The sequence below is a fragment of the Qipengyuania sp. JC766 genome (genome assembly GCF_040717445.1).
Classification (GTDB): Bacteria; Pseudomonadota; Alphaproteobacteria; order Sphingomonadales; family Sphingomonadaceae; genus JC766.
The window spans coordinates 1,605,007-1,631,751 of record NZ_JBFEFL010000001.1 but is presented as its reverse complement, the minus strand read 5'-3'; the positions used below and the strand labels follow the sequence as shown (position 1 = coordinate 1,631,751).

24 protein-coding genes are annotated in these 26,745 nt (G+C 67.5%); 3 read left to right on the top strand and 21 right to left on the bottom strand.

The features are described 5' to 3' along the window. The first annotated feature begins 39 nt into the window (after positions 1-39). The gene (locus AB1K63_RS07950; protein WP_366959531.1) at positions 40-2,124 is read left to right on the top strand and encodes a TonB-dependent receptor; all 2,085 of its coding nucleotides are present in this window, start codon (positions 40-42) and stop codon (positions 2,122-2,124) included. Here AB1K63_RS07950 and AB1K63_RS07945 read toward each other — a convergent pair. The 19 genes from AB1K63_RS07945 to AB1K63_RS07855 all read right to left on the bottom strand — a co-directional run bounded on the left by AB1K63_RS07945 (position 2,118) and on the right by AB1K63_RS07855 (position 23,090). Continuing rightward, the gene (locus AB1K63_RS07945) at positions 2,118-3,152 is read right to left on the bottom strand and encodes an ACP S-malonyltransferase (protein ID WP_366959529.1); all 1,035 of its coding nucleotides are present in this window, start codon (positions 3,150-3,152) and stop codon (positions 2,118-2,120) included. The two genes, AB1K63_RS07950 and AB1K63_RS07945, sit on opposite strands and share 7 nt — an antisense overlap. Next, positions 3,149-5,338, bottom strand: a complete 2,190-nt coding sequence (locus tag AB1K63_RS07940; protein ID WP_366959527.1) for a thiamine pyrophosphate-dependent enzyme — start codon at positions 5,336-5,338, stop codon at positions 3,149-3,151. The genes AB1K63_RS07945 and AB1K63_RS07940 overlap by 4 nt, the downstream gene beginning before the upstream one ends. 55 nt (positions 5,339-5,393) lie before the next feature. Then, positions 5,394-6,440 (bottom strand): 3-isopropylmalate dehydrogenase, encoded by a 1,047-nt coding sequence (leuB, locus tag AB1K63_RS07935; RefSeq protein WP_366959526.1) that lies wholly within the window; start codon positions 6,438-6,440, stop codon positions 5,394-5,396. A gap of 2 nt (positions 6,441-6,442) precedes the next feature. Further along, entirely contained in the window at positions 6,443-7,018 is a 576-nt protein-coding gene (gene leuD, locus AB1K63_RS07930) for a 3-isopropylmalate dehydratase small subunit (protein WP_366959525.1), read from the bottom strand. After that, positions 7,008-8,438, bottom strand: a complete 1,431-nt coding sequence (gene leuC / locus AB1K63_RS07925; RefSeq protein ID WP_366959523.1) for a 3-isopropylmalate dehydratase large subunit — start codon at positions 8,436-8,438, stop codon at positions 7,008-7,010. The genes leuD and leuC overlap by 11 nt, the downstream gene beginning before the upstream one ends. A 10-nt stretch (positions 8,439-8,448) precedes the next feature. Then, positions 8,449-10,005, bottom strand: coding sequence for a 2-isopropylmalate synthase (locus AB1K63_RS07920; protein WP_366959520.1), 1,557 nt, complete (start codon positions 10,003-10,005; stop codon positions 8,449-8,451). Further along, on the bottom strand, positions 9,989-10,267 hold the full coding sequence (locus AB1K63_RS07915; RefSeq protein ID WP_366959518.1) for an ACT domain-containing protein: 279 nt from the start codon (positions 10,265-10,267) through the stop codon (positions 9,989-9,991). The genes AB1K63_RS07920 and AB1K63_RS07915 overlap by 17 nt, the downstream gene beginning before the upstream one ends. Further along, entirely contained in the window at positions 10,257-11,957 is a 1,701-nt protein-coding gene (gene ilvG, locus AB1K63_RS07910; protein ID WP_366959517.1) for an acetolactate synthase 2 catalytic subunit, read from the bottom strand. Before ilvG ends, AB1K63_RS07915 begins: the two co-directional genes overlap by 11 nt. A gap of 30 nt (positions 11,958-11,987) precedes the next feature. Continuing rightward, entirely contained in the window at positions 11,988-13,007 is a 1,020-nt protein-coding gene (ilvC, locus tag AB1K63_RS07905) for a ketol-acid reductoisomerase (protein ID WP_366959515.1), read from the bottom strand. Between the two features lie 13 nt (positions 13,008-13,020). Further along, positions 13,021-14,709: a dihydroxy-acid dehydratase gene (ilvD, locus tag AB1K63_RS07900; RefSeq protein WP_366959514.1), complete on the bottom strand. Its 1,689-nt coding sequence runs from the start codon at positions 14,707-14,709 to the stop codon at positions 13,021-13,023. A 368-nt stretch (positions 14,710-15,077) separates the two neighbouring features. Then, complete coding sequence (locus tag AB1K63_RS07895; protein ID WP_366959512.1) at positions 15,078-15,224, bottom strand: DUF2474 domain-containing protein; 147 nt, start codon at positions 15,222-15,224, stop codon at positions 15,078-15,080. Then, positions 15,224-16,231: a cytochrome d ubiquinol oxidase subunit II gene (gene cydB, locus AB1K63_RS07890; RefSeq protein ID WP_366959511.1), complete on the bottom strand. Its 1,008-nt coding sequence runs from the start codon at positions 16,229-16,231 to the stop codon at positions 15,224-15,226. Before cydB ends, AB1K63_RS07895 begins: the two co-directional genes overlap by 1 nt. Beyond that, positions 16,228-17,688: a cytochrome ubiquinol oxidase subunit I gene (locus tag AB1K63_RS07885; protein WP_366959510.1), complete on the bottom strand. Its 1,461-nt coding sequence runs from the start codon at positions 17,686-17,688 to the stop codon at positions 16,228-16,230. Before AB1K63_RS07885 ends, cydB begins: the two co-directional genes overlap by 4 nt. A gap of 123 nt (positions 17,689-17,811) precedes the next feature. Continuing rightward, the gene (gene sulP / locus AB1K63_RS07880; protein WP_366959508.1) at positions 17,812-19,671 is read right to left on the bottom strand and encodes a sulfate permease; all 1,860 of its coding nucleotides are present in this window, start codon (positions 19,669-19,671) and stop codon (positions 17,812-17,814) included. Then, a complete protein-coding gene (locus AB1K63_RS07875; protein WP_366959507.1) occupies positions 19,635-20,867 on the bottom strand; it encodes an FAD/NAD(P)-binding oxidoreductase in 1,233 nt (410 codons plus the stop codon). Before AB1K63_RS07875 ends, sulP begins: the two co-directional genes overlap by 37 nt. 24 nt (positions 20,868-20,891) lie before the next feature. Then, positions 20,892-21,305 carry a TIGR01244 family sulfur transferase gene (locus AB1K63_RS07870; protein ID WP_366959506.1) on the bottom strand — a complete coding sequence of 138 codons (414 nt, stop codon included), beginning with the start codon at positions 21,303-21,305 and terminating at the stop codon, positions 20,892-20,894. Then, complete coding sequence (locus AB1K63_RS07865; protein WP_366959504.1) at positions 21,302-21,724, bottom strand: DUF6691 family protein; 423 nt, start codon at positions 21,722-21,724, stop codon at positions 21,302-21,304. The genes AB1K63_RS07870 and AB1K63_RS07865 overlap by 4 nt, the downstream gene beginning before the upstream one ends. Then, positions 21,721-22,167 carry a YeeE/YedE family protein gene (locus AB1K63_RS07860; RefSeq protein ID WP_366959503.1) on the bottom strand — a complete coding sequence of 149 codons (447 nt, stop codon included), beginning with the start codon at positions 22,165-22,167 and terminating at the stop codon, positions 21,721-21,723. The genes AB1K63_RS07865 and AB1K63_RS07860 overlap by 4 nt, the downstream gene beginning before the upstream one ends. Further along, positions 22,164-23,090, bottom strand: coding sequence for an MBL fold metallo-hydrolase (locus AB1K63_RS07855; protein ID WP_366959502.1), 927 nt, complete (start codon positions 23,088-23,090; stop codon positions 22,164-22,166). The genes AB1K63_RS07860 and AB1K63_RS07855 overlap by 4 nt, the downstream gene beginning before the upstream one ends. Positions 23,091-23,163: 73 nt before the next feature. Here AB1K63_RS07855 and AB1K63_RS07850 point away from each other — a divergent pair, with 73 nt between their 5' ends. Beyond that, a complete protein-coding gene (locus AB1K63_RS07850) occupies positions 23,164-23,826 on the top strand; it encodes a peroxiredoxin (protein ID WP_366959500.1) in 663 nt (220 codons plus the stop codon). Continuing rightward, on the top strand, positions 23,823-24,161 hold the full coding sequence (locus AB1K63_RS07845; protein ID WP_366959499.1) for a metalloregulator ArsR/SmtB family transcription factor: 339 nt from the start codon (positions 23,823-23,825) through the stop codon (positions 24,159-24,161). The genes AB1K63_RS07850 and AB1K63_RS07845 overlap by 4 nt, the downstream gene beginning before the upstream one ends. Before the next feature lie 22 nt (positions 24,162-24,183). Here AB1K63_RS07845 and AB1K63_RS07840 read toward each other — a convergent pair whose 3' ends face one another. After that, the gene (locus AB1K63_RS07840; RefSeq protein WP_366959497.1) at positions 24,184-25,428 is read right to left on the bottom strand and encodes a sodium:proton antiporter; all 1,245 of its coding nucleotides are present in this window, start codon (positions 25,426-25,428) and stop codon (positions 24,184-24,186) included. 59 nt (positions 25,429-25,487) lie between these two features. Next, the gene (locus AB1K63_RS07835) at positions 25,488-26,726 is read right to left on the bottom strand and encodes a DUF389 domain-containing protein (protein WP_366959495.1); all 1,239 of its coding nucleotides are present in this window, start codon (positions 26,724-26,726) and stop codon (positions 25,488-25,490) included. Positions 26,727-26,745 lie beyond the last annotated feature (19 nt).

Sequence of the window (26,745 nt, the reverse complement as noted above, 5' to 3'; positions counted from 1 at the left end):
GGCCTTGGCCAGAGTGCGCGCTTCCCGCCGGTGTCGAAAATGCGGGTGGTCAACGACAGGCCGCGCCCTACATGGCAGGCCATGCGATCCGCGATCCGGCCGAGTGCCTCCATCCTGACCCTGACCCTGCTGGCCGCCCCTGCGATGGCGCAGGACGATCCCGAGACCGGCGAAGCGGTCGTGGAGGCGGAGGAACCGCTGATCGTGGTGACGGGGCGCGGGCTGGACGATCCCGAGGCGATCGCCGCCTATTCGGTGGTGGAGCTGGACCGGGAGCATATCGTCTCCGCGCCGTCCGGCCGGATCGAGGATGTGCTGGGCAATGTCGCGGGCTTCCAGCAATTCCGCCGCTCGGACAGCCGGTCTTCCAATCCCAGCGCGCAAGGCGCGACCCTGCGCGGGCTGGGCGGCAATGCGACCAGCCGGGCGCTGGTCCTGCTGGACGGCGTGCCGCAGGCCGATCCCTTCTTCGGCTACATTCCCTTCAACGCGCTGGCCCCGGACCGGATCGGCAGCATTCGCATCACGCGCGGCGGCGGGTCCGGCCCGTTCGGGGCCGGCGCGCTGGCCGGGACGATCGAATTGTCGAGCGCGGATGCGGAGACACTGCGCCCCGTGACGGCATCCGCCCTCGTCAACGACCGCGGGGAAGCGGAAGCGAGCGCCATTGCCGCCATGCGGCTGGGCGCGGGATCGCTGACCGTGGGCGGGCGCTGGGACCGGGGCGAAGGGTTCTTCACCACGCCGGAAGGGGACCGCGTCCCTGCCTCGGCAAAAGCGGCGTTCGATGTATGGTCGGCGGATCTGCGCGCCGTCGCGCCGATAGGGCGCGATATCGAATTGCAGGCGAACGGGCGGGTGTTCCGGGACGACCGCACCCTGCGTTTCGAAGGCGCGGATTCGTCCAGCGAGGGACAGGATGCGAGCGTCCGGATCGTGGGCCGGGGCGACTGGGAGTTCGACGCGCTGGGTTATGTGCAGGCGCGCAATTTCTCCAATGTCGTCATCAGTTCGACCCGCTTCGTGCGCGTGCTGGACCAGCGCGATACGCCTTCCACCGGGCTGGGCGGCAAGCTGGAAGTCCGCCCGCCGGTCGGTGAGGATCGCCTGCTGCGGCTCGGCGTCGATTACCGGCGGTCGGACGGCGAATTGCAGGAGGACGCCTACAGCGCCTTTACCGGCGCGCTGACCGAAACGCGCCGCGCCGGCGGGACCAACAGCGATTTCGGCATTTTCGCGGAAGGCGAGGTGGAAGCGGGCGCCTTCACCCTGACCGGCGGCCTGCGCGCGGACCGGACCGTGATCGCGGACGGTTTCTTCCGCGCGCGCGATGCGGCGGGCGCGGTCGTGCAGGAGGACATCGCGCCCGACCGTGCGGACTGGAGCACGACCTATCGCGCTGGCGCCGTCTGGCGGACGGGCGAGGCGCTGAAACTGCGCGCCGCGGCCTATAGCGGGTTCCGCCTGCCGACCCTCAACGAACTCTATCGCCCCTTCGTGGTTTTCCCGGTGGTGACGCAGGCCAATGCCGCGCTGGAGAACGAACGGCTGGAAGGATACGAGGCCGGGCTGGACTTCACGCCGACAGCCGGCGTGGCGATGGGCCTGACCGTGTTTTCGAACGAGGTGGAAAACGCCATCGCCAACGTGACCGTGGGACCGGACCTGCGCCAGCGGCGCAACCTGCCCGCGATCGAGGCGCGCGGGATCGAGGCGGTCGTGGGGCTGGAGCGCGGGGCGTTCCGCTTCGACGGCACGCTGAGCTACACCGAGGCCGAAGTGCGCGGGGAGGGGCCCTCGCTTGAGCTGGACGGGAACCGGCCGTCCCAGACGCCGGAGTTTGCCGCTTCCGCCACGCTGTCCTTCGCGCCCGCCGACGGCTGGCTGCTCGCCGGCACGCTGCGCCATGTGGGCGACCAGTTCGAAAGCGATCAGGAAACCGACGTGCTGCCCGCAGTGACCACGTTCGGCGCCTATGCGCAAATGCCCGTGACGGGGCGGCTGGCCGTGGTATTGCGGGCGGAGAACCTGACCGACGAGCGGATCGTCACGCGCAATTCGGACGGCAGCATCGACTTGGGCACGCCGCGGACCGTGTGGGGCGGCCTGCGCTGGAATTACTGACCAGTCGCCGCCCCGCGCTGGGCTTCCATGCCCATCGACAGGAGCAGCGGATCGGCATCCTGCCGGGCCTTGAAGTCGGCCTTGCTGCCCATCTTGCGCCAGTCGGCCAGGATCAGCGACTGCGCCACCGCGCCGCCCAGCGTGGTGCCCGGCCCGGTCACGATGAACAGGTCCGGCGCGAACTCGCGCGCGGCGATGGTGATGGCCCGCGTGAAATCGTATGCCTGCGTGACCTGGTGCCCAAGCGTATAGTCCCACAGCGCATCCACGTCGGTCGCGTGCGGCCACCAGATCGCGCCGCGTCCGTCGATCAGCGGCAGGTCGGGCTGGCCGAACAGGTCCGCGGGCAGTCGCTCGCGCCCGCGCCGGGCGACAGGCTCCTGAAGATGCGTGTGGAACGCGGCATGGTTGCCCAGCCGCATCGGGAAACGCCCGTCGATCGGTTCCACGGCAGCCTCGAATGCTTTCAGCCCCGCCTCGTCGCCTGCCAGCACCAGCATCCCGCCAAGGTCGATCGACAGGGCGAGAGTCATGGCCGGGTCCGCGTCGATCCGCCGCACGAGATCCAGCAGCGCGGCCTTGCGTCCCTCGTCCGGGAGCCAGTCGTCGCCGAGGAAGGGATAGACCAGCTGCCCGCCGATGAGCGCTTCCTGCATCAGCGTGCCCATCGTGTTGGAGACGGTGAACCCGTCCTCCGCGCCCAGAGCGCCGGCGCAGGCGAGCGCGGAATACCAGCCCATCGAATTGCCCGTCACCGCGACGATCTCGATCGCGTCCCGGTCGATGGCGAGGAAATCGCCCAGCGTGGCGGCGTAGATCAGGCCGGAGGCATTGTCCCCGCGCGTATGCTTCGCCATGCTGAAGCGGTCCGCGCCGTCGAGTTCGCTCAGCGTCTCCTGCCCGGCATCGGCACGCTGCCGGTCGAAGGCGTCCAAAAGGTCCGGCCGCGGGAAGTGACGCCCGAGATAGCCGAGCTCCGCCTTGTTATACGTGCCCCGTCCGGGACACACGACCACCGCTCGCTTCATGGCCTGCTCTCCGCCAGATTGCGCGCGGCCTGCACGATGCCCTCCACGCTCGGCATGGTCGCGGCATAGGCCGGCCCGGTCGCGATGAAGCTGTCTTCCGCGACATAGCGCGCGATGGGCTTGCGCGTGTTTTCCGCCAGCAACGTCATCAGGCTCTCCGCAAGACCGCCGGTGCGCCGGGTCTCGTCCACGATCAGCACCCGTTCGCAATCGCGCACCGCGTCCAGCAGGGCGTCTTCGGGCAGCGGGTTGAGCCAGTGGAGATCGATGACGCGGGCGCCGATGCCATCGGCCTCGAGCTGCCGCTGCGCCTGCAACGCCATGTGGAAGCCATTGGCATAGCTGACGATCGCGAGGTCCGTGCCGTCGCCGGCTGTCGTGACCTCGCCCAGCGCGATGCGCTCGCCCGGGTCGGGGTAGGCGCGCAGCCATTCGCCGTCGCCGGCCTCGTGCAGGTCGCGCATGTTGTAGAGCGCAATGGGCTCGAGAAACACGACCAGCCGCTGCTCCTCGCGCGCCAGCCGGACGCATTCGCGCAGCATCCGGGCGGCATCGGCGCCGTTTGACGGGCAGGCGAGGATGAGGCCCGGCACGTCGCGCAGCGCGGCGAAACTGTTGTCGTTGTGGAAATGGCCGCCGAAGCCCTTCTGGTATCCCAGTCCCGCGATCCGCACGACCATCGGGTTGGTGTACTGGCCGTTGGAAAAGAAGGGCAACGTGGCGCCTTCCCCGCGGATCTGGTCCTCGGCGTTATGATAATAGGCGAGGAACTGGATCTCCGGGATCGGCAGCATCCCGTTCTGCGCCATGCCGAGGCCGAGGCCGAGGATGGACTGTTCGTCGAGCAGCGTGTCGATCACCCGCGCACGCCCGAACCGCTTGCCCAGCTTCTGCGTCACGCCATAGACGCCGCCCTTCGCGCACACGTCCTCGCCCATCAGCGTGATTTCGCGGTGTTCGAGCATCAGGTCGGTCAGCGCCCAGTTGATCAGGCGGCTCATGATCTGGGGCTGTTCCATCGCTTTCAGGTCGCTGCCGAACGCTTCCGCGCGGCGTTCCTGCGCGGGACCGTCCGCGGCCGCGACCGTGCGCTTCGCGGGGATCAGGCTGGCCATCACGTCTTCCGCCGTCGCCAGGCGCGGCCGGCTGCACGCTTCGGCGCGGACATGCTCGACCCGCGCCAGCGTGTCTTCGTAGATCCGCAAGGCGTCCGCGCGGTCCAGCGCGCCCGACCCGTCCAGCATCCGGATCCAGTGCAGCAGCGGATCGTCGGCTTCCTCCGCCTCGACATCCGCCTTGCTCATGTAGGTGGTCGGCACGTCCGCCCCGGCGTGGCCGTAGAGCCTGATCGTGCCCAGATGCAGGAAAGCGGGCCGCCGGCGGGTCCGCACGAACTCGGCCGCCTCGTGCGCGACGCGGTAGGTCTCGAACAGGTCGCGTCCGTTGCACGCGAAGTATTCGAGGCCGGGCCGGTGCGCGAAACTCGCCTCGATCCATCCGCCCGGCGTCCGGGTCGAAATGCCGATGCCGTTGTCTTCGCACACCCACAGGACCGGCATCGGGACCTTCTGGTATGCGGTCCAGCAGCTGGTGTTGACCGCCCCTTGCGCAGTCGAATGGTTCGCGCTGGCATCGCCGAAGCTGCACAGGACGATGGCATCGTCGGCGAGCGTTCGCTCGGCAGGCCTGATCCTCTTGGCGAGCCCGATCGAATAGGCCGCGCCGACGGCCTTTGGCAGGTGACTGGCGATGGTCGATGTCTGGGGCGGGATGTTGAGCGCCCGCGATCCCAGCACCTTGTGCCGGCCGCCGCTGATCGGATCCTCGCGCGAACAGGAGAAGCTCAGCAGCATGTCCCACAGGATCGACTGGCCCGGGACCTGGTTGGCCCGTTCGATCTGGAAGGCGGCGTCGCGGTAATGCAGGAACGCCATGTCACCGGGCGAAACGGCGGCCGCCACCGCGGCCATTGCCTCGTGGCCGGACGAACCGATCGTGTAGAAGCCTTCGCCTGCGGCCTGCATTTTGCGGCTGACGATATCGAGTGAGCGGGACAGGCAGGCGGAGCGGAAGATCTGCACCGCGTGCTGCCGGTCGAGGTGGCCCGAAGGCGGCGGCCCTGCGGGCAGGTCGCCTGCGGCGACGCGGCGAAGGAAGTTCTCGTGGACGATTTGCGCGCGATCCATGGCCGGGGCCTTAGGCCCTGCTTACGCGCAGGAAAAGCGCCTGATTGTTGCGATCCTATGCGTCGATGTTCGCGACGATGGCCTCTGCGAAGGAGCGGCAGCCATGGGTGCCGCCGATATCCCGGGTCGTCTCGCCCGCCTGCAGGCAGCGGGACACGGCGTTCTCGATGGCACGCGCCGCCGCGTCCTCGCCGAGCGCGTGACGCAGCAGCATGGCCGCGCTCAGGATCGCGCCGACCGGGTTCGCGATGTCCTTCCCCGCTATGTCAGGGGCCGATCCGTGAATGGGTTCGAACAGGCCGCCATGCGTTTCGGAAAGGGACGCGGACGGGGCGAGTCCGATGGAACCGGCCAGGACGGACGCCTCGTCGCTCAGTATGTCGCCGAACATGTTTTCGGTCAGGACGACATCGAAGCGTGCCGGCGCATCGATCAGTTTCATCGCCATGGCATCTACAAGCACATGGTCGAGCGCGACATCGGGATAATCGGCATCGCGCACGTCCTGCACCACTTTGCGCCACAGCCGGCTGGACGCGAGCACGTTGGCCTTGTCGACCGAGGTCACGCGGCCGTCCCGCAGGCGCGCCGCCTCGAAGGCCATGCGCGCGATCCGTTCGACTTCCCCGCGCGAATAGGCGCACAGGTCAGATGCCAGTTCGTTCCCTTCCACCTTCTCACCGAAATAGATGCCGCCGGTCAGCTCGCGCATGATGAGGAGGTCCACCCCGCGCACCCGTTCGGCCCGCAGGGGGGAGAGGTGCTCCAGCCCTTCGAAGACGGTGATCGGGCGAAGATTGGCGAAGGTGCCGAGCGCCGCGCGAAGGGCGAGCAGTCCCGCCTCCGGTCGCGGACCGCCGCGGTCCCATTTGGGACCTCCGACCGCGCCGAGGAAAACGGCATCCGCCTGCCCGCACGCGGCAGCGGTCGTTTCCGGGAAGGGATCGCCATGCGCGTCGATCGCGCAGCCGCCGAAATCGTGCTCCTCGAAATCGAGGGCGATATCGTGGGCGGTAGACGTTTTTTCGAGGACCAGCCGCGCGGCGTCCGTCACTTCGGGACCGACCCCGTCACCGGGGAGCAGGACGATACGGTGCGCCATGGTCAGGCGGCTTCGAAGGCGGCGATATCCGCCTCGTGCGCCAGTATGTGCCCCAGCGGGTCGCGCCCGTCGAGCAGGCAGCGCCGGGCGAACGGTTCGACCGGGAAGGGGACCTGCGTGCCGTCCTCGAGTTGCAGTGTGCAGGTTTCGAGATCGATCGCGACGGTCATACCCGGTTGATCGAGCAGGCGGCGATGCACTTCCGGTTCGACTTCGATCGCCAGCAGCCCGTTCTTCAGCGCGTTGCTCTTGAAGATGTCCGCGATGTCCGAGCTCACGACGGCCCGGAACCCGTAATCGTACAGCGCCCACGGCGCATGTTCGCGCGAGGACCCGCACCCGAAATTGGGTCCGGCGACCAGCACCTGCCGGTCGCCGGCACCCGATCGCGGGAAGGGCGTGTCGTTGCGCGGCTGGTCGTCGTCCGTGAAGCGCCAGTCGTAGAATGCGGCGCGGCCAAGGCCGGACCGTTCCGTGGTGGTCAGGAACCGGGCGGGAATGATCTGGTCGGTGTCGATATTCGCCTGCGGCAGCACGAGCGTGCGTGCCTCGAGACGGCGGAAGGGCTCATGCTGCATCGCTCATCTCCCGTGTCGGGGCGAGGTAGGGGCGCGGATCGCAGATATGGCCCGCGATGGCGGACGCCGCCGCGGTCGCGGGGCCGGCCAGCACGGTCCGCACGCCCTTGCCCTGGCGACCGATGAAATTGCGGTTGGAGGTGGAGACGACCAGTTCGCCCGGCGCGCCCTTGTCGCCGTTCATCGCGATGCACATCGAACAACCGGGCAGCCGCCATTCGGCACCGGCCGCGAGGAAGACCTCGTCGAGCCCCTCGGCCTCGGCCTGCCGCCGCACGTCTTCCGATCCCGGGACCACCAGCGCGACGACGCCGTCCGCGACCTTGCGCCCCCGCATGACGGAGGCCGCTTCGCGAAGGTCAGACAGGCGCGAATTCGTGCAACTGCCGATGAAGACGCGGTCCACCGCCATGGCGGTGAAGGCTTGCTGCGGCTCGAAGCGCATGTAGCGCGCGGCGTCGCGCTCCGTCTCGCTGGCGGGAACGGGCGCCTGGCCGTCGACAGGCGCCGCCGCGTCGGGCGATACGCCGTAAGTGATCATCGGGCGGATATCCGCCGCATCCAGCGTCACTTCGCGATCGAAGCGCGCGTCGTCGTCGGATACGAGCGTTCGCCAGTCCTCGACCGCCGCATCCCATGCGTTGCCCGCCGGCGCGTGTTCGCGGCCTTCGAGATAGGCGAAGGTAGTCTCGTCGGGCGCGACCATGCCGACGCGGGCGCCCGCCTCGATCGACATGTTGCACAGCGTCATGCGCCCTTCCATCGACAGGGCGCGGATCGCGGAGCCGGCGAATTCGATGGCGAAGCCCTGTCCGCCGTCCGCGCCGATCGCCGCGATGACGTGGAGCGCGATATCCTTCGCGCCCACGCCGGGACCGAGCTCGCCGTCGACCGTGATGCGCATGGATCTGGGCTTGCGCTGCAGGATGCACTGCGTCGCCAGCACGTGGCCCACTTCCGTGGTGCCGATCCCGAATGCGAGGGCACCGAAGGCCCCGTGCGTGGAAGTGTGGCTGTCGCCGCACACGATCGTCTTGCCCGGCTGCGTCAGGCCCAGTTCGGGGCCCACCACATGGACGATGCCGCGGCGCGTATCGCCCAAACCCAGCAGGTCGATGCCATGCCTGCGGCAGTTGTCCTGCAACTGGCGAACCTGCTTTTCCGCCTCGGGCGTCGCATAGGGAAGCTGCCCGTCCGGTCCCGCCGGCAGTGTCGGCGTGCTGTGGTCGAGCGTCGCCTGCGTGAGATCCGGGCGGCGCACGCCGAGGCCGCGCTCCTCCAGCATGGCGAAGGCTTGCGGCGAGGTGACTTCGTGCACGAGATGGAGGTCGATGAAGAGGATCGCGGGCGCGTCCTCGCTTTCGGGCACCACGACGTGCCGGTCCCACAGCTTGTCGAACAGCGATTGCGCTTCGGTCATGGGCCGGACCTCAGGCCGCGTCGGCGAGGCGGGGGCTCGCGACCATGCGTTCGTGGTTGTTGAAGGCCGCCAGCAGCGCTTCGGCCGCCGCGATGACGACATCGGTGTGCTGGCTGCGACCGGTGATCGTCTGCCCGTCCACCGTCAGGCCGACCTCGATTTCCATTTCGCGGCTGAGCTGGTGCGCATCGACGCTGTCGAGCGTCCCTTCCACTTCCGCCGCGACGCAGAACGCCTCGGTCAGCGCTTCGAACGGGCCCGTCCCGTGGCCGATCGCCGTCAGGCGGCCACGATCGCGATGGTCCAGCGTGACCTTGGCGGTCGGCTTCGCATTGGCCTTGGTACCGGTGCGCATCTCGACCCGCACCAGTTCCCAGGCATGGCCGCGGCCGTCCTCGGCGACCAGATCGCACAGATCGTTGTCGGTCACTTCGCGCTTCGTGTCGGCCAGCGACTTGAAGCCGGAATAGATCTCCTCGAACCGGTTGCCGCCCAGATCGTGGCCGAGCGCTTCCAGCCGGGCGCGCAGCGCGTGCTTGCCGCTGTGCTTGCCCAGCACCAGCGCATTGGACGGCAGGCCGATATCCTCGGGGCTCATGATCTCGTAGGTCCGCCGGTCGGCAAGCACGCCGTGCTGGTGGATGCCGGCCTCGTGCGCGAAGGCGTTGCGGCCCACGATCGCCTTGTTGCGCGGCGGCATGTTGCCGGTGGTCTCGCCCAGCAAGCGGCTTGCGGCGAACAGTTCGCGCGTGTTGACCCTCGTGTCCGCGCGGTAGTGGTCGGGCCGGGTCTTCAGCGCCATCACGACTTCTTCCAGGGCGCAATTGCCCGCCCGTTCGCCGATGCCGTTGATCGTGCATTCGACCTGCCCGGCGCCGGCTCGTACCGCCGCCAGGCTGTTGGCGACCGCCATGCCGAGATCGTCGTGATTGTGGGTCGAAAAGATGACGTGGTCGGGCCGCGCCACATTGGCGACCAGGTCCGCGAACACCGCGCCGATCTCCTCGGGCGAGGTATAGCCGACCGTATCGGGGACGTTCAGCACGTCGGCACCGGCTTCGGCCGCGCACTGCATCGCTTCGCGCAGGAACGCAGGATCGGTGCGCAGGGCATCCTCGGCGGAGAATTCGATCTCGGAGAAGCGCCCCCTGGCCATGCGGATCGCGCGTTCGATGGTCGCCAGCGCCTCGGGTTTTTCCATCCGGTGCTTGGCGGCCAGGTGCAGGTCGCTGGTGCCGAAGAAGAGGTGCAGCCGGTTCTTCGCGGCGGGAGCGAGGGCGCGCTCGGCCGCCTCGACATCCCCCTCGGTCGCGCGGGCGAGGGAGCAGATGGCGGGGCCATCAGGATCGGTGCCGATCTCTTCCGCGATCAGCCGGACGGCTTCTGCATCGCCGGGCGAGGCCGCGGCGAAACCCACTTCCATCACGTCGACATTCAGCCGGACGAGGGCGTGGGCGAGGGCCAGTTTCTGTTCCGGCCGCATGGAGAAGCCGGGTGCCTGCTCCCCATCGCGCAGGGACGTGTCGAAGATGGCGACCGGGCGCGGGGTATCAGGCGCTTGCTGCACGAGGTACCTCCATCACTGGCGGGGCATTGGTCAGGCGGAACGCCTGCTCGACCTCGTACAGGCGGGCCAGCTGGCGCATCAGGGTCTCTATCCGGCGCGTGCCGTCGCGCGGATCGACCGCCAGCGTCATGACGGACCGGTCGCAATCGCTGCCCATCTGCATGGAGCGCACGTGGAAGCCGCGCGTCTCGATCACGCCGAGAATCCGGCGGAGCGTGCCTTCGCCGCACAGGAATTCGATGCGGATGTGCTCAAGCGTCATGGCGTTTCTCCATCATTTCGGAATTGGATGCGCCCGGCGGGACCAGCGGCCAGACGTTTTCTTCGGGGTCGATGCGGACATGGGCGAGGATGGGCCCGCGCGCGTTGATGAGGCGCTCGATCGCACCGTCGACTTCATCGCGCGTCTCGATGGCGAAGGCCTCGATGCCGAAGGCGTGCGCGACCTCGACGAAGTCGGGATTGTCGCTCAGGTCGACTTCGGAATAATTGCCTTCGAAGAACAGCTCCTGCCACTGGCGCACGAGACCCAGCATGGAATTGTCCAGCAGGACGATCTTCACCGGGATCTGGTATCGGCGCAGCGTCGCCAGTTCCTGCAGGTTCATCTGGAAGCCGCCGTCGCCCGACACGCAGAAGACGTGCGAGTGCGGTTCGGCCAGCTTAGCGCCGATCGCCGCGGGCAGGCCGAAGCCCATCGCGCCCAGACCGCCGCTGGTGAGGTGCGCCTGCGGGCGCGAAAAGCGGCAGTGCTGCGCGACCCACATCTGGTGCTGGCCGACATCGGCTGCGACGACGAAATCGTCGCCGACCTTTTCCGACAGCGCCTTGAGCATGGCGGGGGCGTAGATGCCGTTGCCGGGCGCATCGTAGGGTGCCTGGTGGCGGTCCTTCAGGGCCGCACATTCCTCGCGCCATTCGCCGATGTCGCCGGCCGCGAAGGCGGTGGTGCGCAGTGATCGCTTCAGGTCGCCGCAGATGGCGGCGTTCGCCACGCGCAGCTTGTCGAACTCCGCCGCGTCGGTGTCGATATGGACGACCGACGCCTTGGGCGCGAAGCTGGGCAGGTGGCCCGTCGCACGGTCGTCGAAGCGCGCGCCGACGACGATCAGCAGGTCGCATTCCTGCACCGCCGTGTTGGCGGCCCGTCCGCCATGCATGCCGATCATGCCCAGCATCGCGGGATGTTCGGGCGGCAGGACGCCGAGGCCCTGCAGGGTGCAGACCGACGGAATGCCGCTTTCGGCAACGATCTCGCGAACCAGCTCGGTCGCCTTGGACCGGGCGATGCCGCCACCGAGATAGAATAGCGGTCGCTGCGCCCCGGCGATCAGCCGTTCAGCGTCCGCGATGCTTTCGGGCGAGGGCGTGGGCCGGAAGATGTCGCCTTCCTCGGGCGTACCCTGGCCGGATGACATGGCCTGCTGCACGTCCTTGGGCAGGTCCACCAGGACCGGTCCGGGCCGGCCGCTTTCGGCAATGGTAAAGGCTTCGGCCAGAGCCGCGGGAATGTCGTCCGGCGTGCGCACGACGATCGAGTGCTTCACGATCGGCATGGTCATGCCGAAGATGTCGGTTTCCTGGAAGGCGTCGGTTCCCATGAAGGGCTGGGGAACCTGCCCGGTGATCGCCACCATCGGGACCGAGTCCATGAAGGCGTTGGCGATGCCGGTAATCAAATTCGTTGCCCCCGGACCGGACGTGGCCATGCAGACCCCGGCCTTGCCGGTGATCCGGCCGTAGGCATCGGCCGCGAAGGCCGCCGCCTGTTCGTGCCGGACCAGGATGTGCCGGACATTGCCGCGCGCGATCGCGTCATAGACCGGCATGATCGCGCCGCCGGGATAGCCGAACACGCATTCGACCCCCAGCGCCTCGAGCGTGTCGACCACCAGCTCGGCACCCGATCGGGTGGCGGGCCGGGGTTCGCTGGCGGAGATGGTGTGGGTCATCGCGGTCATGCCTTGCTCGCTTCCGCCGCCTCAGGCGGCTTTCGGCTCCGACTTCTTCGGGGCGTCCTGCAGCCACGGCATCATCGCGCGCAGCTGCTTTCCGGTGGCTTCGATGGGATGGGCCAGATCGGCGTCGAGCATCTTTTTGTACTCGGCCTTCCCGCCTTCGTTCTCGGCGATCCAGTTCTTCGCGAAGGTGCCGTTGCGGATGTCTTCCAGGACGTCCTTCATCCGCGCGCGGGTTTCCTCGTTCACGACGCGCGGGCCGGAGACGAGGTCGCCGTAGATCGCGGTTTCGGAAATGAACTCGTGCATCTTCTGCAGACCGCCTTCGTAGAGCAGATCCACGATCAACTTCAGTTCGTGCAGGCACTCGTAATAAGCGATCTCGGGGGCGTAGCCGGCATCGGTCAGGGTTTCGTACCCGGCCAGGACCAGCTCGGTCGCGCCGCCGCACAGGACCGCCTGTTCGCCGAACAGGTCGGTCTCGGTTTCCTCGCGGAAGGTCGTCTCGATGGCGCCGGCCGTGGTGCCGCCAATCAGGCTGGCATAGGCCAGCGCCTTTTCGCGCGCCATGCCGCTGGCATTGTTGTCGACCGCGAACAGGCAGGGGACGCCCGCGCCGCGCTCGTATTCGCGGCGGACCAGGTCGCCCGGGCCCTTGGGAGCGACGAGGATCACGTCGACCTCGCCCGCAGGTGCGATGCGCTTGTAGAGGACGGTGAAGCCGTGCGCGACCAGCAGCGCGTCGCCACGCTCCATGTGCGGTGCGATCTCGCTTTCGTAGATCGCCTCGTGGCTCATGTCGGGGGTCAGCAGCGCGACAAGGCCTGCCGCTTTCGCGGCGTCCGCCACACTCATCACGGTCAGGCCGTCGGCCCGTGCCTTGGCGGCGGTGGGCGAGCCTTCGCGCAGCCCGACGATCACTTCGCAGCCGCTGTCGTGCAGGTTCAGCGCGTGGGCGCGGCCCTGGCTGCCATAGCCGATGATCGCGACCGGGCGGTCCTTGACGGTAGCGGGCTTGGCGTCGGTATCCTTGAAAACTTGCATGATCGCTGCGTCCTTATCTGTCAGCTTGCTCAATGACGGGCGGAATTGTGGTGGCGCCGTAGGCGGCGCTGGAAACGAGGCGGGCGTACTTGTCGAAGACGCCGCCCAGTCGGTTGGCGGGGCGCGGCGTATGGGCGGCGCGGCGCGCGTCCCAGTCGATATCGGCATCGATCCGGCGCGCCTCCGCATCGATGCGGATCGTGTCGCCTTCGTTGACCAGCGCGATGGGGCCGCCGCCGGCCGCTTCGGGCGAGCAGTGGCCGATGACGAAACCGTGGCTGGCGCCGGAGAACCGGCCGTCGGTGATCAGCGCGACCTTTCCGGCCAGGCCCTGTCCGGCGATCGCGGCGGTGACGGCCAGCATCTCGCGCATGCCGGGCCCGCCGGACGGACCTTCGTACCGGATGATGACGACATCGCCTTCGCGGATCTGGCCTGCGGAAACCGCAGCGAAGCAGGCTTCCTCGCCGTCGAAGACGCGGGCCGGGCCTTCGAACGAGGTGGAGCCGTAACCGGCCGTCTTCAGCACCGCACCTTGCGGGGCCAGGTCGCCGTAGAGGATGCTGAGCCCGCCGGTCGCCTTGACCGGATCGGCGGGGGAGCGGACGACCTGCTGGCCTTCGGTTTCGCGCGCTTCGGCCAGTTCGGCAAACAGGCTGCGTCCGGTCGCCGTCGGCGTGTCTTGCAGCATGCCGGCATCGGCCAGCCGCTTGCCGAACAGCGGCACGCCGCCCGCCCGGAACAGGTCGCGCGCGAGGAACCGGCCGCCCGGCTTCAGATCGGTGATGACCGGGACGCTTCGCGACAGTTCGTCGAAGGTCTCGATCGGGAAGGCGATACCCGCTTCCGCGGCGATGGCGGGCAGGTGCAGGACGGCATTGGTCGAACCGCCGCTGGCGACAACCGCGGTCGCGGCATTGCGCAGGGACGCTTCGGTGACGAAGCCGCGCGCCGAGACGCCCTTGTGCGCCAGTTCCGCCGTCAGCTTGCCGCAGCGGCGCGCTTCGGCGGCCTTCGCCTCGTCCGTGGCCGGCGGATCGCCGGAGCCCATCGGGCTGATGCCCATCATCGCCAGCGCCATGGCCATGGTGTTGGCCGTGAACTGGCCGCCGCAGGCACCGGCGCCGGGGCAGGCGGCCCGCTCGATCGCGTCCAGCTCGCCATCGTCCATGTCGCCCTTGGCATGGGCGCCGACCGCTTCGAACACGTCCTGGATGGAAAGGTCGCGGCCCTTCAGGCAGCCGGGCAGGATGGTGCCGCCGTAGAAGACCAGCCCCGGTATATCGAGCCGGGCGAGCGCCATGGCGGCCGCCGGGATGGTCTTGTCGCAACCGACCAGGATGATGGCCGCGTCCAGCGAGTGGCCCTTGACAGCCAGTTCGATCGAATCGGCGATGATCTCGCGGCTGATCAGGGACGCGCGCATGCCTTCGCCGCCCATGGTGATGCCGTCCGAAACGACGATGGTGTTGAAATCGACCGGAGTCGCCCCGCCTTCGCGCAGGCCCTGCCGGACGGGTTCCGCCAGTTGCTGCAAGTGCATGTTGCACGGCGTGACCGTGGACCAGGTGTTGACGATGGCGACCATCGGCTGCGCGAAATCGGTATCGTCGTACCCGGCCGCGCGCAGCATGGCGCGGGCGGGGGCCTTGGCCGGTCCCTTGGTAATGGCGTCGGAGCGTTTGGAAGTGCTGGCAGTCATGTCTCGTCTCGTGTCCCTCGGACGGAGCCCATAAAAAACCCCGCTGTCCTTTCGGAGAGCGGGGGCTTCGGGGTCCGTCTGGCCTTGGTCAGCCGATGGGCACCCCTCCCCGCTCGATAAGTACGAGTACTGCAAGCACGACGAGAAGGAGGCCGCCGAGCGGTCCCGTCCGGGTGTCGAATTGTGCGGCGGATGCCGGCATCATGCAGTTCCCGTTGCGCGGCCCGATTGCCGCGTTCGCAGGCGCAATATAGCCTCGCGCAGGTTAATCAAGAACAAATCCTCTCTTCGAGGGATATTTCTTGAACTTTAATTTCAAGCGAAACGATCTGGGGGACGGAAAACGTTCCGAATGCCGATCGCGCCGGTCAGGCTTTCAGCCAGAGCCGGATGCCGTATGCGACCATTCCGAGTATCGAGACGCTGCCGACCCAGATCGCCGCCAGCCACAGGAGGCGCTTCCACAATGGCGACCTGTCGGCCTCTGCGGACGGGTCTGGAGCGGGCCCGTCCATCAGTGATACCCCTCGTCGCCCACCTTTCCGCGGAAGACCCAGTAGGCCCATGCGGTGTAGGCGATGATCAGCGGCATGGTGATGGCGACACCCACCAGCATGAACACCTGGCTGCGCTCGGGCGCGGCCGCGTCCCAGATCGTGAGCGCGGGCGGCACGACATTGGGCCAGATGGTCACGCCGAGGCCCGCCATGCCCATGAAGAACAGCGCCAGGCTGAGCCAGAAGGGCTTGGAATGGCGGTCGACCGAAAGCGACCGCAGGAGGACGAGCGCGACGATCCCGGTCAGGATCGGCACCGGCGCGGCGAAGTAGATTTCCGGTGCGGTCAGCCAGCGCTCCGCATATTCGGGATTGAGGAAGACGTTGTAGAGGCTGACCCCGCCCATCAGGATGAAAGTGGCCCAGGCCGCGCGCTTGGCCAGCTTGCGGGCGTGGTGCTGGCTGTCCCCTTCCATCTTCCACACCAGCCAGGTCGCACCCAGGAGGGCGTATCCGGCCAGCGTGCCAAGGCCGGTCAGCAGGGTGTAGGGGGTGAGCCAGTCGAACCAGCTGCCGGCATAGGACCGGTCGACGACCTCGATCCCTTGCAGCAGCGCGCCCAACGTCATGCCCTGCGCCATCGCCGCGACGATCGACCCGCCGGTAAAGGCAAAGTCCCACAGCTTGCGGTGGCCCGGGTCGCGCCACCGATATTCGAACGCGACCCCCCGGAAGACGAGGCCCAGCAGCATCGCGATGATCAGCGGATAGGTCGCCGGCAGGATCACGGCGTAGGCGAGCGGGAAGGCGGCGAACAGTCCGCCGCCGCCCAGCACCAGCCAGGTCTCGTTCCCGTCCCAGACGGGGGCGATCGAGTTCATCGCGCGGTCGCGCTCTGGCCCCACCTCGAAGGTCGGGAACAGGATGCCGATGCCGAGGTCGAACCCGTCCATCACGACATAGGCGAAGACCGCGAAGGCAATGATGAAGGCCCAGATGGTCGTCAGGTCCGCATTGACGCTCATGGCACGTTCTCCGGTTCCTTCGCGGGGCCGAGCAGGTCCCTGACGGTCTGGTCGGTCGGGTCCTGCGTCGGGCCCGGGGTGATGCCGGCAGTGCGGATCGGGCCCTTGTCCCCGCGCTTCACGCCGTATTCGCCCGTATGCGGCGGCTTGTGCATCAGGTGCAGGATGTACCAGACGCCCGCGCCGAAGACGAAGAAGTAGACGACCACGAAGGCCAGCAGCGATGCGCCGACGGCCGGCGCGTCGAGCGGGCTGGCGGCATCGGCCGTGCGCATGAGATTGTAGATGACGTAGGGCTGGCGTCCGACCTCGGTCGTGATCCAGCCGGCCAGCACGGCGACGAAGCCGCTCGGCGCCATGACCAGCGCCGCCTTGTGCAGCCAGTTCCAGTCGTAAAGCTTGCCGCGCCAGCGTGCGACCAGGCTCCACAGGCCAACGCCCAGCATCGCGAAGCCCAGGCCCACCATGATGCGGAACGACCAGAACACGATCGGCACCGGCGGCTGCTCGTCATCGGGTATCGTGTCGAGCCCGGCCAGCGGCGCGTCCGGATCGTGCTTCAGGATCAGGCTGGACGCCTTGGGAATGCCGACTGCATAGTCGAGCCGCTGCTCCTTCTCGTTCGGGATGCCGAACAGGTAGAGCGGCGCGCCGTCGGGATAGCTCTTGTAGTGCCCCTCCATCGCCATGACCTTCTGCGGCTGGTGCTCCAGCGTGTTGAGGCCGTGGAGGTCGCCTGCGAAGATCTGTACCGGCACGACCAGCGCCGCCATCCACATCGCCATGGAGAACATCTTGCGTGCGTGCAGGTTGGTCCGGTCCTTCAGCAAGTGCCAGGCACCCACGCCGCCCACCACGAAAGCGGTGGTGATGTAGGCCGCCAGCACGGTGTGGACGAGGCGGTAGGGGAAGCTGGGGTTGAAGATGATGGCGAGCCAGCTGTCGCCCGGCAGGTATTGCCCGTTCGCACCCATCTCGTAACCGACCGGCGTGTGCATCCAGCTGTTGACCGACAGGATCCAGAACGCGCTGATGAAGGTGCCGACCGCCACCATCAGCGTGGCGGCGAAGTGGAGCTTCTTGCCCACACGATTCATGCCGAACAGCATGACGCCGAGGAACCCCGCCTCCAGGAAGAAGGCGGTCAGCACCTCGTAGGCCATGAGCGGGCCGATCACCGGGCCGGCCACGTCGGAAAATACCGACCAGTTGGTGCCGAACTGGTAACTCATGACGATGCCCGACACGACGCCCATGGCGAAGGTGATCGCGAAGATCTTCAGCCAGTACTTGAACAGGTCGAGATAGAGCGACTTGCCCGTCTTCAGCCACAACCCTTCCAGCACGGCGAGATAGCTCGCCAGACCGATGGAAAAGGCGGGAAAGATGAAGTGGAAGCTCACCGTGAAGGCGAACTGGATGCGGGCCAGAAGCAGTGCGTCGAAACCGTCAAACATCGTCTATCCCCGAATTCGATGGCAGGACCCTAGCGCGAAAAGCGTCCCGCTTGGTGTTCGAATTTTGCGTCATTTGTTGCGCCCCGTAGCGCCGGCAATCCATAGGAGCCCCCACATCGCAGGTCAGATGAGGCCGCGTTCGATGTCGGGCGTCCGCGCTTCGGGCGGTCCGCCATTGCGCGCCAGTTCCCGGAAAGCCCGGTTCTGGGACAGGAACACGCGGCCATTCAGCTCGTCCGGGAAATGCGTCCGCCCCAGCCGGTCCATCACCGGGCCCTTCACTTCGGAAAGATGGAGGCCGATCCCCGAATGCGCCAGCCGGTGGTTGATCGCTTCCAGGCTTTCGAGGCCCGAGGCGTCGATTTCGTTCACGGCGCTGCACATCAGGATGACGTGGCGCACGTCCGGCCGGTCGGCGACCTCTTCCAGGACGTATTCCTCCAGCCACCGAGCATTGAGGTAGGTCAGGCTCTCGTCGATCCGGATCGAGAGGACATGCGGCACGGTAAAGACCCTGTGCCGGTCGACATTGCGGAAATGCTCCGTTTCGGGAACGCGGCCGACGATGGCGGCATGGGGACGGCTCGCGCGCCAGAGGTAAAGCAGCAGGCCGACGCCGACGCCCGCGATCACGCCCATCTCCACCCCGGAGAGCAGCGTGATGAGGATCGTCGCCATGTGCGCGGCGAAATCGGCCTTGGAATAATTCCACAGCTGGCCCGGCGTCTTGAGATCGACGAGGCTGAGCACGGCGACGATGATGGTCGCGGCCAGTGTCGCGATGGGCAGGCTGTAGAGGAGCGGCGTCAGGAACAGGCCCGCCAGTGCGATGCCGATGGCGGTGTAGGCGCCGGCCGCGGGCGTTTCCGCCCCTGCATCGAAATTGACGACCGAGCGGGCGAAGCCCCCGGTGACCGGATAACCGCCGGAAAAGGCGCTGGCGATGTTCGATGCGCCGAGACCTATCAGTTCCTGGTTCGGGGCGATCCGCTGGCGGCGCTTGGCGGCCAGCGTCTGCGCCACCGAAACGCTCTCGACGAAGCCGATGATGGAGATCAGCAGCGCCGGCACCCAGAGTTGGCCGATCAGGCCGAGGTCGGTGGAGGGCAGGGCGAAGGGCGGCAGGCCCTGCGGGATCGCGCCGACGAGATCCACCCCGCGCGCATCGAGGTCCAGCCCGATCGCCGCGAGAATTGTGACCACCACTGCCACCACCGGCCCCGCCTTGGCCGCGATGTCGGCGGCGCGCGGTGTCAGGCCCAACTTTACCAGTGCGGGTTTCAGCCCCTTGCGGACCCAGAACAGGAACAGCGTTGCGGGAATGCCGATCGCCAGCGTCCACGGATTGATCGTGTCGATCGCGCTTGCCAGCCCGCCCAGCATTTCCGGCCAGTTGTCGCCGCCTGCGGTAACGCCGAGGATATGCTTGAGCTGGCTCGTCGCGATCAGGATTCCGCTGGCGGTGATAAAGCCGCTGATGACCGGATGCGACAGGAGATTGGCAAGGAACCCCAGGCGCAGAAAGCCCATCACGGCGAGCATCACGCCCGACAGGGCGGCCAGCGTGATCGCGGCTTCGAGATAGAGCGCGGTGCCTTGTGCCGCGACCGCCCCGGCGGCGCTGGCCGTCATCAGCGACACGACCGCAACCGGTCCTACCGCCAGCGTGCGGCTGGTGCCGAAGACCGCATAGGCGACCAGCGGCAGGATCGATGCGTAGAGCCCCACGACCGGCGGCAGCCCTGCGAGCAGGGCGTAAGCGAGGCTCTGCGGGATCAGCATGATCGTGACGATGACCGCCGCGACCATGTCGTTCGTCAGGACGGAGCCGTTGTAGGTCCGGCCCCATTCCAGGATCGGCAGGTATTGGGCCAGCAATCCGGGCTTGCGGCTGCGCGGCAGGCGGGAAGTGTCGGGAGCCGCTTCCGCAGGACTATCGTTCACGATCAGGCCGCTTTCCCCATGTGCGGTTTGACCATCCATTCGTGCCCCTTGAGCATGCCGTTCCAGTAGATCCACGGCAACGCTTCGGATTTCAGCAGCCAGCTGAGTTTGCGCGGTTTCGTCCCGTCGATAACCCACTTGGGAAAACTAGGCAGCAGCTTCCCGTCGTATCCGAACTCGGCCAGCACGATCTTCCCGCGCTCCACGGTCAGCGGGCACGATCCGTATCCGTCATATTCGGCCACCGGCTGCTTGGCGTCGAGCGCGGCCAGCGCGTTTACCGCGACGATCGGGGCCTGCTTGCGCGCAGCGGCCGCGGTCTTGGCATTGGGCGTGGACCCGGCATCGCCCACGCCGAACACGTTGGGGTAGCGCACATGGCGCAGCGTGAACTTGTCGACATCGACGAAGCCGCTTTCCGTGTTCGCGAGCGGACTGTCGGCGACGAATTGCGGCGCGACTTGCGGCGGCACGGCGTGAAGCATGTCGAATTCGACCGTCTCCTCGCCAGCCTCGGTCCGGAAGACGGCCTGCCGTGCCGGCCCGTCCACCGCGACCAGCGTCTGGTTCAGTTTGAGGTCGATGCCGTAGTTCTCGATATAGTCCCTCAGCGCCGGGACGTATTCCTTGACGCCGAACAGCACCCCGCTTGCATTGCGGAACTCGACGTCGATATCCGCCAGGATTCCGCGTTCGATCCACGCGTCGCACGCAAGATACATCGCCTTTTGCGGGGCGCCGGCGCACTTGATCGGCATCGGCGGCTGGCTGAAGATCGCGCGCCCGGACTTCAGGTTGCGCACCAGTTCCCAGGTGTAGGGTGCCAGGTCGTAGCGATAGTTGGACGTAACCCCGTTCGTGCCGAGCGCCTGCTCGAGGCCGTCGACCCTGTCCCAAGCGAGACGGATACCGGGCGCGACGACCAGGACATCGTATCCGAGCACCGTGCCGTCCGACAGGGTGACCTGGCTGTCCTCTGGCTGGAAGGAGGCGGCCGCCTCGCGGATCCAGGTCGCGGCCTTCGGCATGACGCTCGCCATCGGGCGCCGCGTCGCGGGCGCTTCGAAAATCCCGCCGCCAACCATCGTCCAGCCGGGCTGGTAGTAGTGGTCCTCGGCCGGCTCGACGATCGCGATGTCGAGCGAGGGACGTCGTTTCAGCATCGAGGACGCGGTGGCGATCCCCGCCGAACCGCCGCCTATGATGACGATCTTGTGGTGAATCCTGTTTGCCATGTCGTACTCTCCCGTACCTTTTCGTTATTCGCCGAGCCGGTCGCGCATGGCCGACAGGTCGTACCCCGCGTGCCGGGCCCGTTCGAGGCGCGTCTCGGCGCTTTCATTCGTGACATTGGCAAGCGCATCGAGCGTGATGGACCGTGTGCCGGACCTGCAGAATGCGAGCACCTTGCCCTGCGATTCCTCGCGGACCCTGGCGAATGCCCCGATCGCGACTTGCGGGAAATCGCCGCCCGACACCGGGATGTGGTGGAATGCGATACCGGCAGCCTCGGCGGCGGCCCGCAGCGCATCGACACTTGGCTGGCCGGGCTCTTCGCCATCGGGCCGGTTGCAGATGACCGTACGATAGCCGGCCTCCGCAAGGGGTGGCATGTCCCCCGGCAGGATTTGGGGCGCGACTGCGAAAGTCTCGCTAACCTGTGCGATCTTCACGTGCTTGCTCCTTCCACCAGACGAACCCCGGCCATGCCGGCGAGCATCGCGACCACGAAGATCGCGGCGGCCGAAGGCTCGATGACGAGCGCGGCGATGCCGGGGCCGGGGCAGAGGCCGGCAATGCCCCAGCCGATGCCGAACAGGGACGCGCCGGCGATGAGGCGGGGCGTGAGGTCGGCCTTGCCCGGAAGGTGGAACTGCGCGCCGGCGAGGGGGCTCGCCATGCGCGGCACGATGCGCCAGGCGATCGCCATGACGATGACCGCGCCGCCCATCACGAAGGCGAGCGTGGGGTCCCAGTCTCCGAAGATGTCGAGAAAGTCGCGCACCCGCGCCGGATCGGTCATCCCGCCAAGGGCGAGACCGGCCCCGAACAGCGTTCCGGACAGGAGGGAATAAAGTGCGGTCCGCATCATAATACCTCCAGCCCGAGCGCGTTCATGATCGCGACCGTGGCGAGGCCGGTGGCCATGAAGGTGAGGGTGGCGACGATCGAGCGTGCCGACAGGCGGCTGACCCCGCACACGCCGTGCCCGCTGGTGCAGCCGCTGCCGAGCCGCGTGCCGACGCCCACAACAAGCCCTGCGACGACCAGCACGGCCGGGCTGGCGAATGTCGCCTCGATCCCGCCCGATGCCAGCATCACGGCCAAGGCCCCCAGCGGCAGGCCGAGGACGAACATCCACGCGCCGCCCATGGCGAGGCCGCTTCCGCCCAAACCGACCGCCTTGGCCGCCAGGCCCGAGACACCCGCAATGCGGCCCAGCGCGAGCAGCATCATGGCAGCCGCGAGGCCGATGAGCACGCCGCCCGCAAGCCCTGCAAGCGGTGCGGCGTCGGGGAATCCGGGCAGGGTCATACGGCGTTCACCGGTATCTTGATGTAGCTCACCCCGTTGTCCTCGGGATCGGGCAGGCGCCCGCCGCGAATGTTCACCTGCACCGACGGCATGATCAGCTTCGGCATGGCGAGGGTGCGATCGCGCGAGGTCCGCATCTCGACGAAATCCTCCTCGCTCACGCCGTCCTTCACGTGGACGTTTTCTTCGCGCTGTTGGCGGACGGTGGTTTCCCAGGCGTATTCGTCGCGGCCCGGTGCCTTGTAGTCGTGGCACAGGAACAGGCGCGTGTCGTCCGGGAGCGAGAGCAGGCGACGGATCGAGCGGTAGAGCTGGTGAGCATCGCCGCCCGGGAAATCGGCGCGCGCGGTCCCGAAGTCCGGCATGAAAATCGTGTCGCCTACGAAGGCGGCATCGCCGACGATGAACGCCATGTCCGCCGGCGTGTGGCCGGGCACGTGGAGCGCGATGCCCTCCAGCTCGCCGAGCCTGAACGTCTCGCCGTCGTCGAACAGCTTGTCGAACTGCGATCCGTCTCGTTCGAAATCGGTTCCGGCGTTGAACAGCTTTCCGAACACTTCCTGCACGCGGATGATGTCGCGCCCGATGGCCAGCTTCCCGCCGAGCCGTTCCTGAAGGTAGGGGGCGGCCGAGATGTGATCCGCATGGGCATGCGTCTCGATCAGCCAAGTCACTTTCAGATTATTCGAAGTGACATATTCGATAATGCGGTCTGCGGACCCGTTCGAAGTACGGCCGGAAGCGGCTTCGAAATCGAGGACCGAGTCGATGATGGCCGCCTCGTTGCTGCGCGGATCGTGCAGGACATAGGAAACGGTATTCGTCGCTTCGTCGAAAAACCCGGCGATCGAAGGCCGCAGGCATTTGTCGGCCTGCGCGCGCTCGATCTGCGCGGCGGCGAAACTTAAGTTCGGGTCGGCCATTCAGCATCTCCACTCAATTACATAAACCGTTTATATGTGTTGCTATCTCGCTGTCAAGTGGTATGGCGTACCGATGACGCTGGAACCCAGCCCCGCACGCGAAGCACCCTACGCAGGACTGCGCATCGGCGATGCGGCGCCCGACTTCTCGGCGCGCAGCACGGCGGGCGATGTCCGGCTGTCCGATTTTCGTGGCCGCTGGCTGATCCTGTTCTCCCATCCGGCCGACTTCACCCCGGTCTGCACGACCGAGTTCGTCGCCCTCGCAGAAGCCGCGGATGAGTTCGCGCAGCGCGACTGCGCGCTCATGGCGCTGTCGGTCGACAGCCTGTTCTCGCATTTCGCCTGGCTGCGCCTGATCCGCGATCGCTTCGACATCGAGGTCCGGTTCCCGATCGTGGAGGATCCCACGCTGGTGATCGGGCGCGCCTACGGCATGGTCGCGCCGAACGACAACGACAGCGCGACGGTCCGGACCACCTTCTTCATCGATCCGCAGGGCATCGTCCGCGCCATGACCTGCTACCCCGCCAATGTCGGCCGCTCGACGCCAGAGATGCTCCGCACGCTCGACGCGCTGCAGGCGGTCGATGACGGGCCGGTGCTGGCGCCCGCGAACTGGACGCCGGGCGACGCGCTCCTCGCGCAGCCAGACGCGTCGCTCGATACGGTCTTCGCCGCGAAGGGCCAGACCGACTGGTTCATGAAGGAAACCGGGCGGGGCACGCGCAAATGACCGACGCGGAAATCGTCGACGCGCTGAAGGCCCTCGCGCACCCGGTGCGCCTTCGCATCATGCAGGCCCTGGCGGGGACGGAACTCAACGTCGGAGAGATCGACGATGCCGCCGAGATCGGCCAGCCCACGCTGTCGCAGCAACTGGCGGTCCTGCGCAATGCGGGCCTCGTGCAGACCCGCAAGGATGCCAAGCTCGTCTATTACAGGATCGACGAAAGCCGGATGGCCACGGTGACCGGCGCGATGGAACGGCTGGCGGAAATCACCTCGTCCGCGCCGCGCCCGACCCGGAAGAGCGCACCCGGCGTCGCCAATTTCGCCAGGCTCGGTTGACTGGCGGCACGGCAGGGCGGGCCTACCGGTCGTCCCCGTCGCTACCGTCCGCGTCGTCGCCGGTCTCCGGGAACTGACGGGTCAGCGGCGTGCCGGTCAGGCCGGCCAGCACCACTGAAATGCACACGGTCAGGCTGACGAGATGCCAGACGATCGGCGTGGCATGGTGCTCCAGCGCCACGCAGGCATAGAACAGGGCCGCGACGCCGACGGGGCCGAACCAGCCTGCGAACAGCGCATGGGACTTGCCGGCATAGGGCCTGGCCAGCAATTGCAGGGCCAGCCAGATGGGGACACGCCGGAAAAGGGCGATGCACAGGGCCGCAATAACGAGCGGCCAGCCGCCTTCGAGCCAGCCCGAGATCGGCACGCTGGCGCCCAGTACCACGAAGATCGGCAGGGTTAGAGACCGGTCGACCGCATCCTGGAAATGCTCGTGCGCCTGCTGGTGCTCCTGCTTCATGGCGCGGCGCAGGACCACGCCCGCAACGAAGACCGCCAGGATGCCGTCGGCACCGAGCAGCGCGACGCAGGAGAGCGCAAGCAGGGCGAGCGCGAGCGTCGTGGCCGTCAGGGACTCGCGTTCCGCGAAATCGCGCTCGTGCGCGAACCGGAACAGTGCGCCGGTTCCCTTGCCCAGCAGCCAGCCGAGCACGAGCGCGCCGAGGACTTCCCAGACGAGGTAGAGCAGGGATGTCTCCACCGGACGGGAGGTGCCATCGAGCAGCACGATCCCGACCATGACCAGCGGCAGGGCCAGCCCGTCATTGATGCCGCTTTCCGCCGTGATGAGGACGCGCAACCGTTCCGGCACCCGCTTTTTCGCAAGGCGCCCCGCCACGATGCTGCGCGCCAGCACCGGATCGGTGGGCGTTACGACCGCGCCCACCAGCAGCGCGAGCGGCAGGGAAAGCCCGAGCGCGAGCCAGGCCGATCCGCTGGCGAGCACCCACATGCCCAGCATGCCGGGCCCCAGCAGCACGAACAGCGGCCAGCGATTGAGCGTGAGGAAGCCGCCGGGAATGGAGAGCGCCGCGCTCATCACCGAAAGCGCCAGCGTGAAGCGCGTGGCGTGCGTCCATATCTCCCGATCGTGCACCGACCTCGCGGGATCGAGCGAGAGGACGCCGAAGCCGAGCGGCCCGATCGCCAGTCCCACCAGCAGGCAGGCCAGCGTTTCGGAACCCCACATCCGTTCCTTTATCCACCCGCTGACGATGGTCAGGACCAGCAGCGTCCCGGCCATGATGGCTAGCAGCAGGTTCATCCTCTCCTCCTTCGGCAGTCCCCGTGTGTGCCGCCCGGTCACGGACCATGGGCGGCGGATCAGGGCAGGGCGGTGATCTCGATGAGGGCCTCGACGCCGAACTCGCGTTCGACCTTCCGGGACAGTTCGCGCGCGAGGTCTTCCCGGGCGCCTTCCGACAGGTCCCCGTGCAGGTGCAGCGTGACCCAGACAGGGTTCTGTCCCTGCGGGCGGGCGCGGCTGAATTGCGAATCCACCGATACCAGTGTGACCCCGCCACGCCCCGAGAGGTCGTCCTTCACCGCGGCGGAAATCCGCTGGGCGATGGAGGATTGCTGGTATTGCGGAACTTCCGCGAATTGCAGCGCCAGCAGCGCGGCCAGCGCGCCGATACTGACCGCGAGGGAAAGGAGGGACAGGCCGGGGCGGCCGCGCGGATAGCGGGCGCCTTCGGTCTTCATGCCGTGCAGGCGGAAGACGGCGAAGCCCGCCAGGTTGATCCCCACGATCTGGATCGCGAGCGCCCACAGGCTGGAAATGACGAGATCGGTCTGCCCGATGGCGAGGCCCATGCCCACGAGGCCCGCCGGCGGTGCCAGCGCGGCCGCGATCAGCATGCCGGTTGCCGCTCCGCTGACGAGGCTGCTGCGTTCCGACTGGGCGAGGTTGAGTGCGCCTGCGACCCCAGCCGCGAGCGGGAGGAGGAAGGACACCGTCGATCGCTGGCTGGTCTGCACCATCAGGCCGGTCGCGATCTGCTGGTCGAAGACCATGCTGAGCGCAAAGGCGATCACGATGCTGGTACCGAGCGCGCCGACGTAGCGGACGAGGGAACGGCCCAGCAGGCGGCGGTCGCCGCGCGCCGTGGCGAGCGCCGCGGTCATGGCGGGACCCGCAAACGGTGCGATCAGCATCGCCGCCACCAGCAGGAATACGCTTTCGGTGAAGAGGCCGACCCAGACGATCACCCCCGCGACGGCCGAATAGCCGAGGAAGCCGGTCCACGACCCGATGCTCTGCAACCCGCCGAGGAAGATTTCCAGCGGGCTGCGCGGCTGGATGTCGGTCATCGCCTGTTCCGCCTCGTCCGCCGGCGGGCGCAGTGACATGATGCCTTGCGGAATGAAGCTGGCGCGCAGCGGCTCGACCTCTTCCAGCCGCGCGAAGATGTCTTCCACCCGTCCGTTCGGGACTTCCAGGACCAGGAGGCGGCAGTCGCGCTCGTCGACGCGGGAGGCGAGGTCGGCGAAGAGGGAGGCGCCGCACTCGCGTACGAGCGTCCTTGCCCTGTCGGCATGGTCCTGCGGAATGCTTATCATGATCTGTCGGATGGCGGTC

What these genes read in the sequence shown, in the direction of transcription:
- AB1K63_RS07950 (WP_366959531.1), top strand. Translation starts at nt 40, where the DNA reads ATGCGGGTGGTCAACGACAGGCCGCGCCCTACATGGCAGGCCATGCGA.
- AB1K63_RS07945 (WP_366959529.1), bottom strand. Translation starts at nt 3,152, where the DNA reads ATGAAGCGAGCGGTGGTCGTGTGTCCCGGACGGGGCACGTATAACAAG.
- AB1K63_RS07940 (WP_366959527.1), bottom strand. Translation starts at nt 5,338, where the DNA reads ATGGATCGCGCGCAAATCGTCCACGAGAACTTCCTTCGCCGCGTCGCC.
- leuB (WP_366959526.1), bottom strand. Translation starts at nt 6,440, where the DNA reads ATGGCGCACCGTATCGTCCTGCTCCCCGGTGACGGGGTCGGTCCCGAA.
- leuD (WP_366959525.1), bottom strand. Translation starts at nt 7,018, where the DNA reads ATGCAGCATGAGCCCTTCCGCCGTCTCGAGGCACGCACGCTCGTGCTG.
- leuC (WP_366959523.1), bottom strand. Translation starts at nt 8,438, where the DNA reads ATGACCGAAGCGCAATCGCTGTTCGACAAGCTGTGGGACCGGCACGTC.
- AB1K63_RS07915 (WP_366959518.1), bottom strand. Translation starts at nt 10,267, where the DNA reads ATGACGCTTGAGCACATCCGCATCGAATTCCTGTGCGGCGAAGGCACG.
- ilvG (WP_366959517.1), bottom strand. Translation starts at nt 11,957, where the DNA reads ATGACCCACACCATCTCCGCCAGCGAACCCCGGCCCGCCACCCGATCG.
- ilvC (WP_366959515.1), bottom strand. Translation starts at nt 13,007, where the DNA reads ATGCAAGTTTTCAAGGATACCGACGCCAAGCCCGCTACCGTCAAGGAC.
- ilvD (WP_366959514.1), bottom strand. Translation starts at nt 14,709, where the DNA reads ATGACTGCCAGCACTTCCAAACGCTCCGACGCCATTACCAAGGGACCG.
- AB1K63_RS07895 (WP_366959512.1), bottom strand. Translation starts at nt 15,224, where the DNA reads ATGGACGGGCCCGCTCCAGACCCGTCCGCAGAGGCCGACAGGTCGCCA.
- cydB (WP_366959511.1), bottom strand. Translation starts at nt 16,231, where the DNA reads ATGAGCGTCAATGCGGACCTGACGACCATCTGGGCCTTCATCATTGCC.
- AB1K63_RS07885 (WP_366959510.1), bottom strand. Translation starts at nt 17,688, where the DNA reads ATGTTTGACGGTTTCGACGCACTGCTTCTGGCCCGCATCCAGTTCGCC.
- sulP (WP_366959508.1), bottom strand. Translation starts at nt 19,671, where the DNA reads ATGGATGGTCAAACCGCACATGGGGAAAGCGGCCTGATCGTGAACGAT.
- AB1K63_RS07875 (WP_366959507.1), bottom strand. Translation starts at nt 20,867, where the DNA reads ATGGCAAACAGGATTCACCACAAGATCGTCATCATAGGCGGCGGTTCG.
- AB1K63_RS07865 (WP_366959504.1), bottom strand. Translation starts at nt 21,724, where the DNA reads ATGATGCGGACCGCACTTTATTCCCTCCTGTCCGGAACGCTGTTCGGG.
- AB1K63_RS07860 (WP_366959503.1), bottom strand. Translation starts at nt 22,167, where the DNA reads ATGACCCTGCCCGGATTCCCCGACGCCGCACCGCTTGCAGGGCTTGCG.
- AB1K63_RS07855 (WP_366959502.1), bottom strand. Translation starts at nt 23,090, where the DNA reads ATGGCCGACCCGAACTTAAGTTTCGCCGCCGCGCAGATCGAGCGCGCG.
- AB1K63_RS07850 (WP_366959500.1), top strand. Translation starts at nt 23,164, where the DNA reads ATGACGCTGGAACCCAGCCCCGCACGCGAAGCACCCTACGCAGGACTG.
- AB1K63_RS07845 (WP_366959499.1), top strand. Translation starts at nt 23,823, where the DNA reads ATGACCGACGCGGAAATCGTCGACGCGCTGAAGGCCCTCGCGCACCCG.
- AB1K63_RS07840 (WP_366959497.1), bottom strand. Translation starts at nt 25,428, where the DNA reads ATGAACCTGCTGCTAGCCATCATGGCCGGGACGCTGCTGGTCCTGACC.
- AB1K63_RS07835 (WP_366959495.1), bottom strand. Translation starts at nt 26,726, where the DNA reads ATGATAAGCATTCCGCAGGACCATGCCGACAGGGCAAGGACGCTCGTA.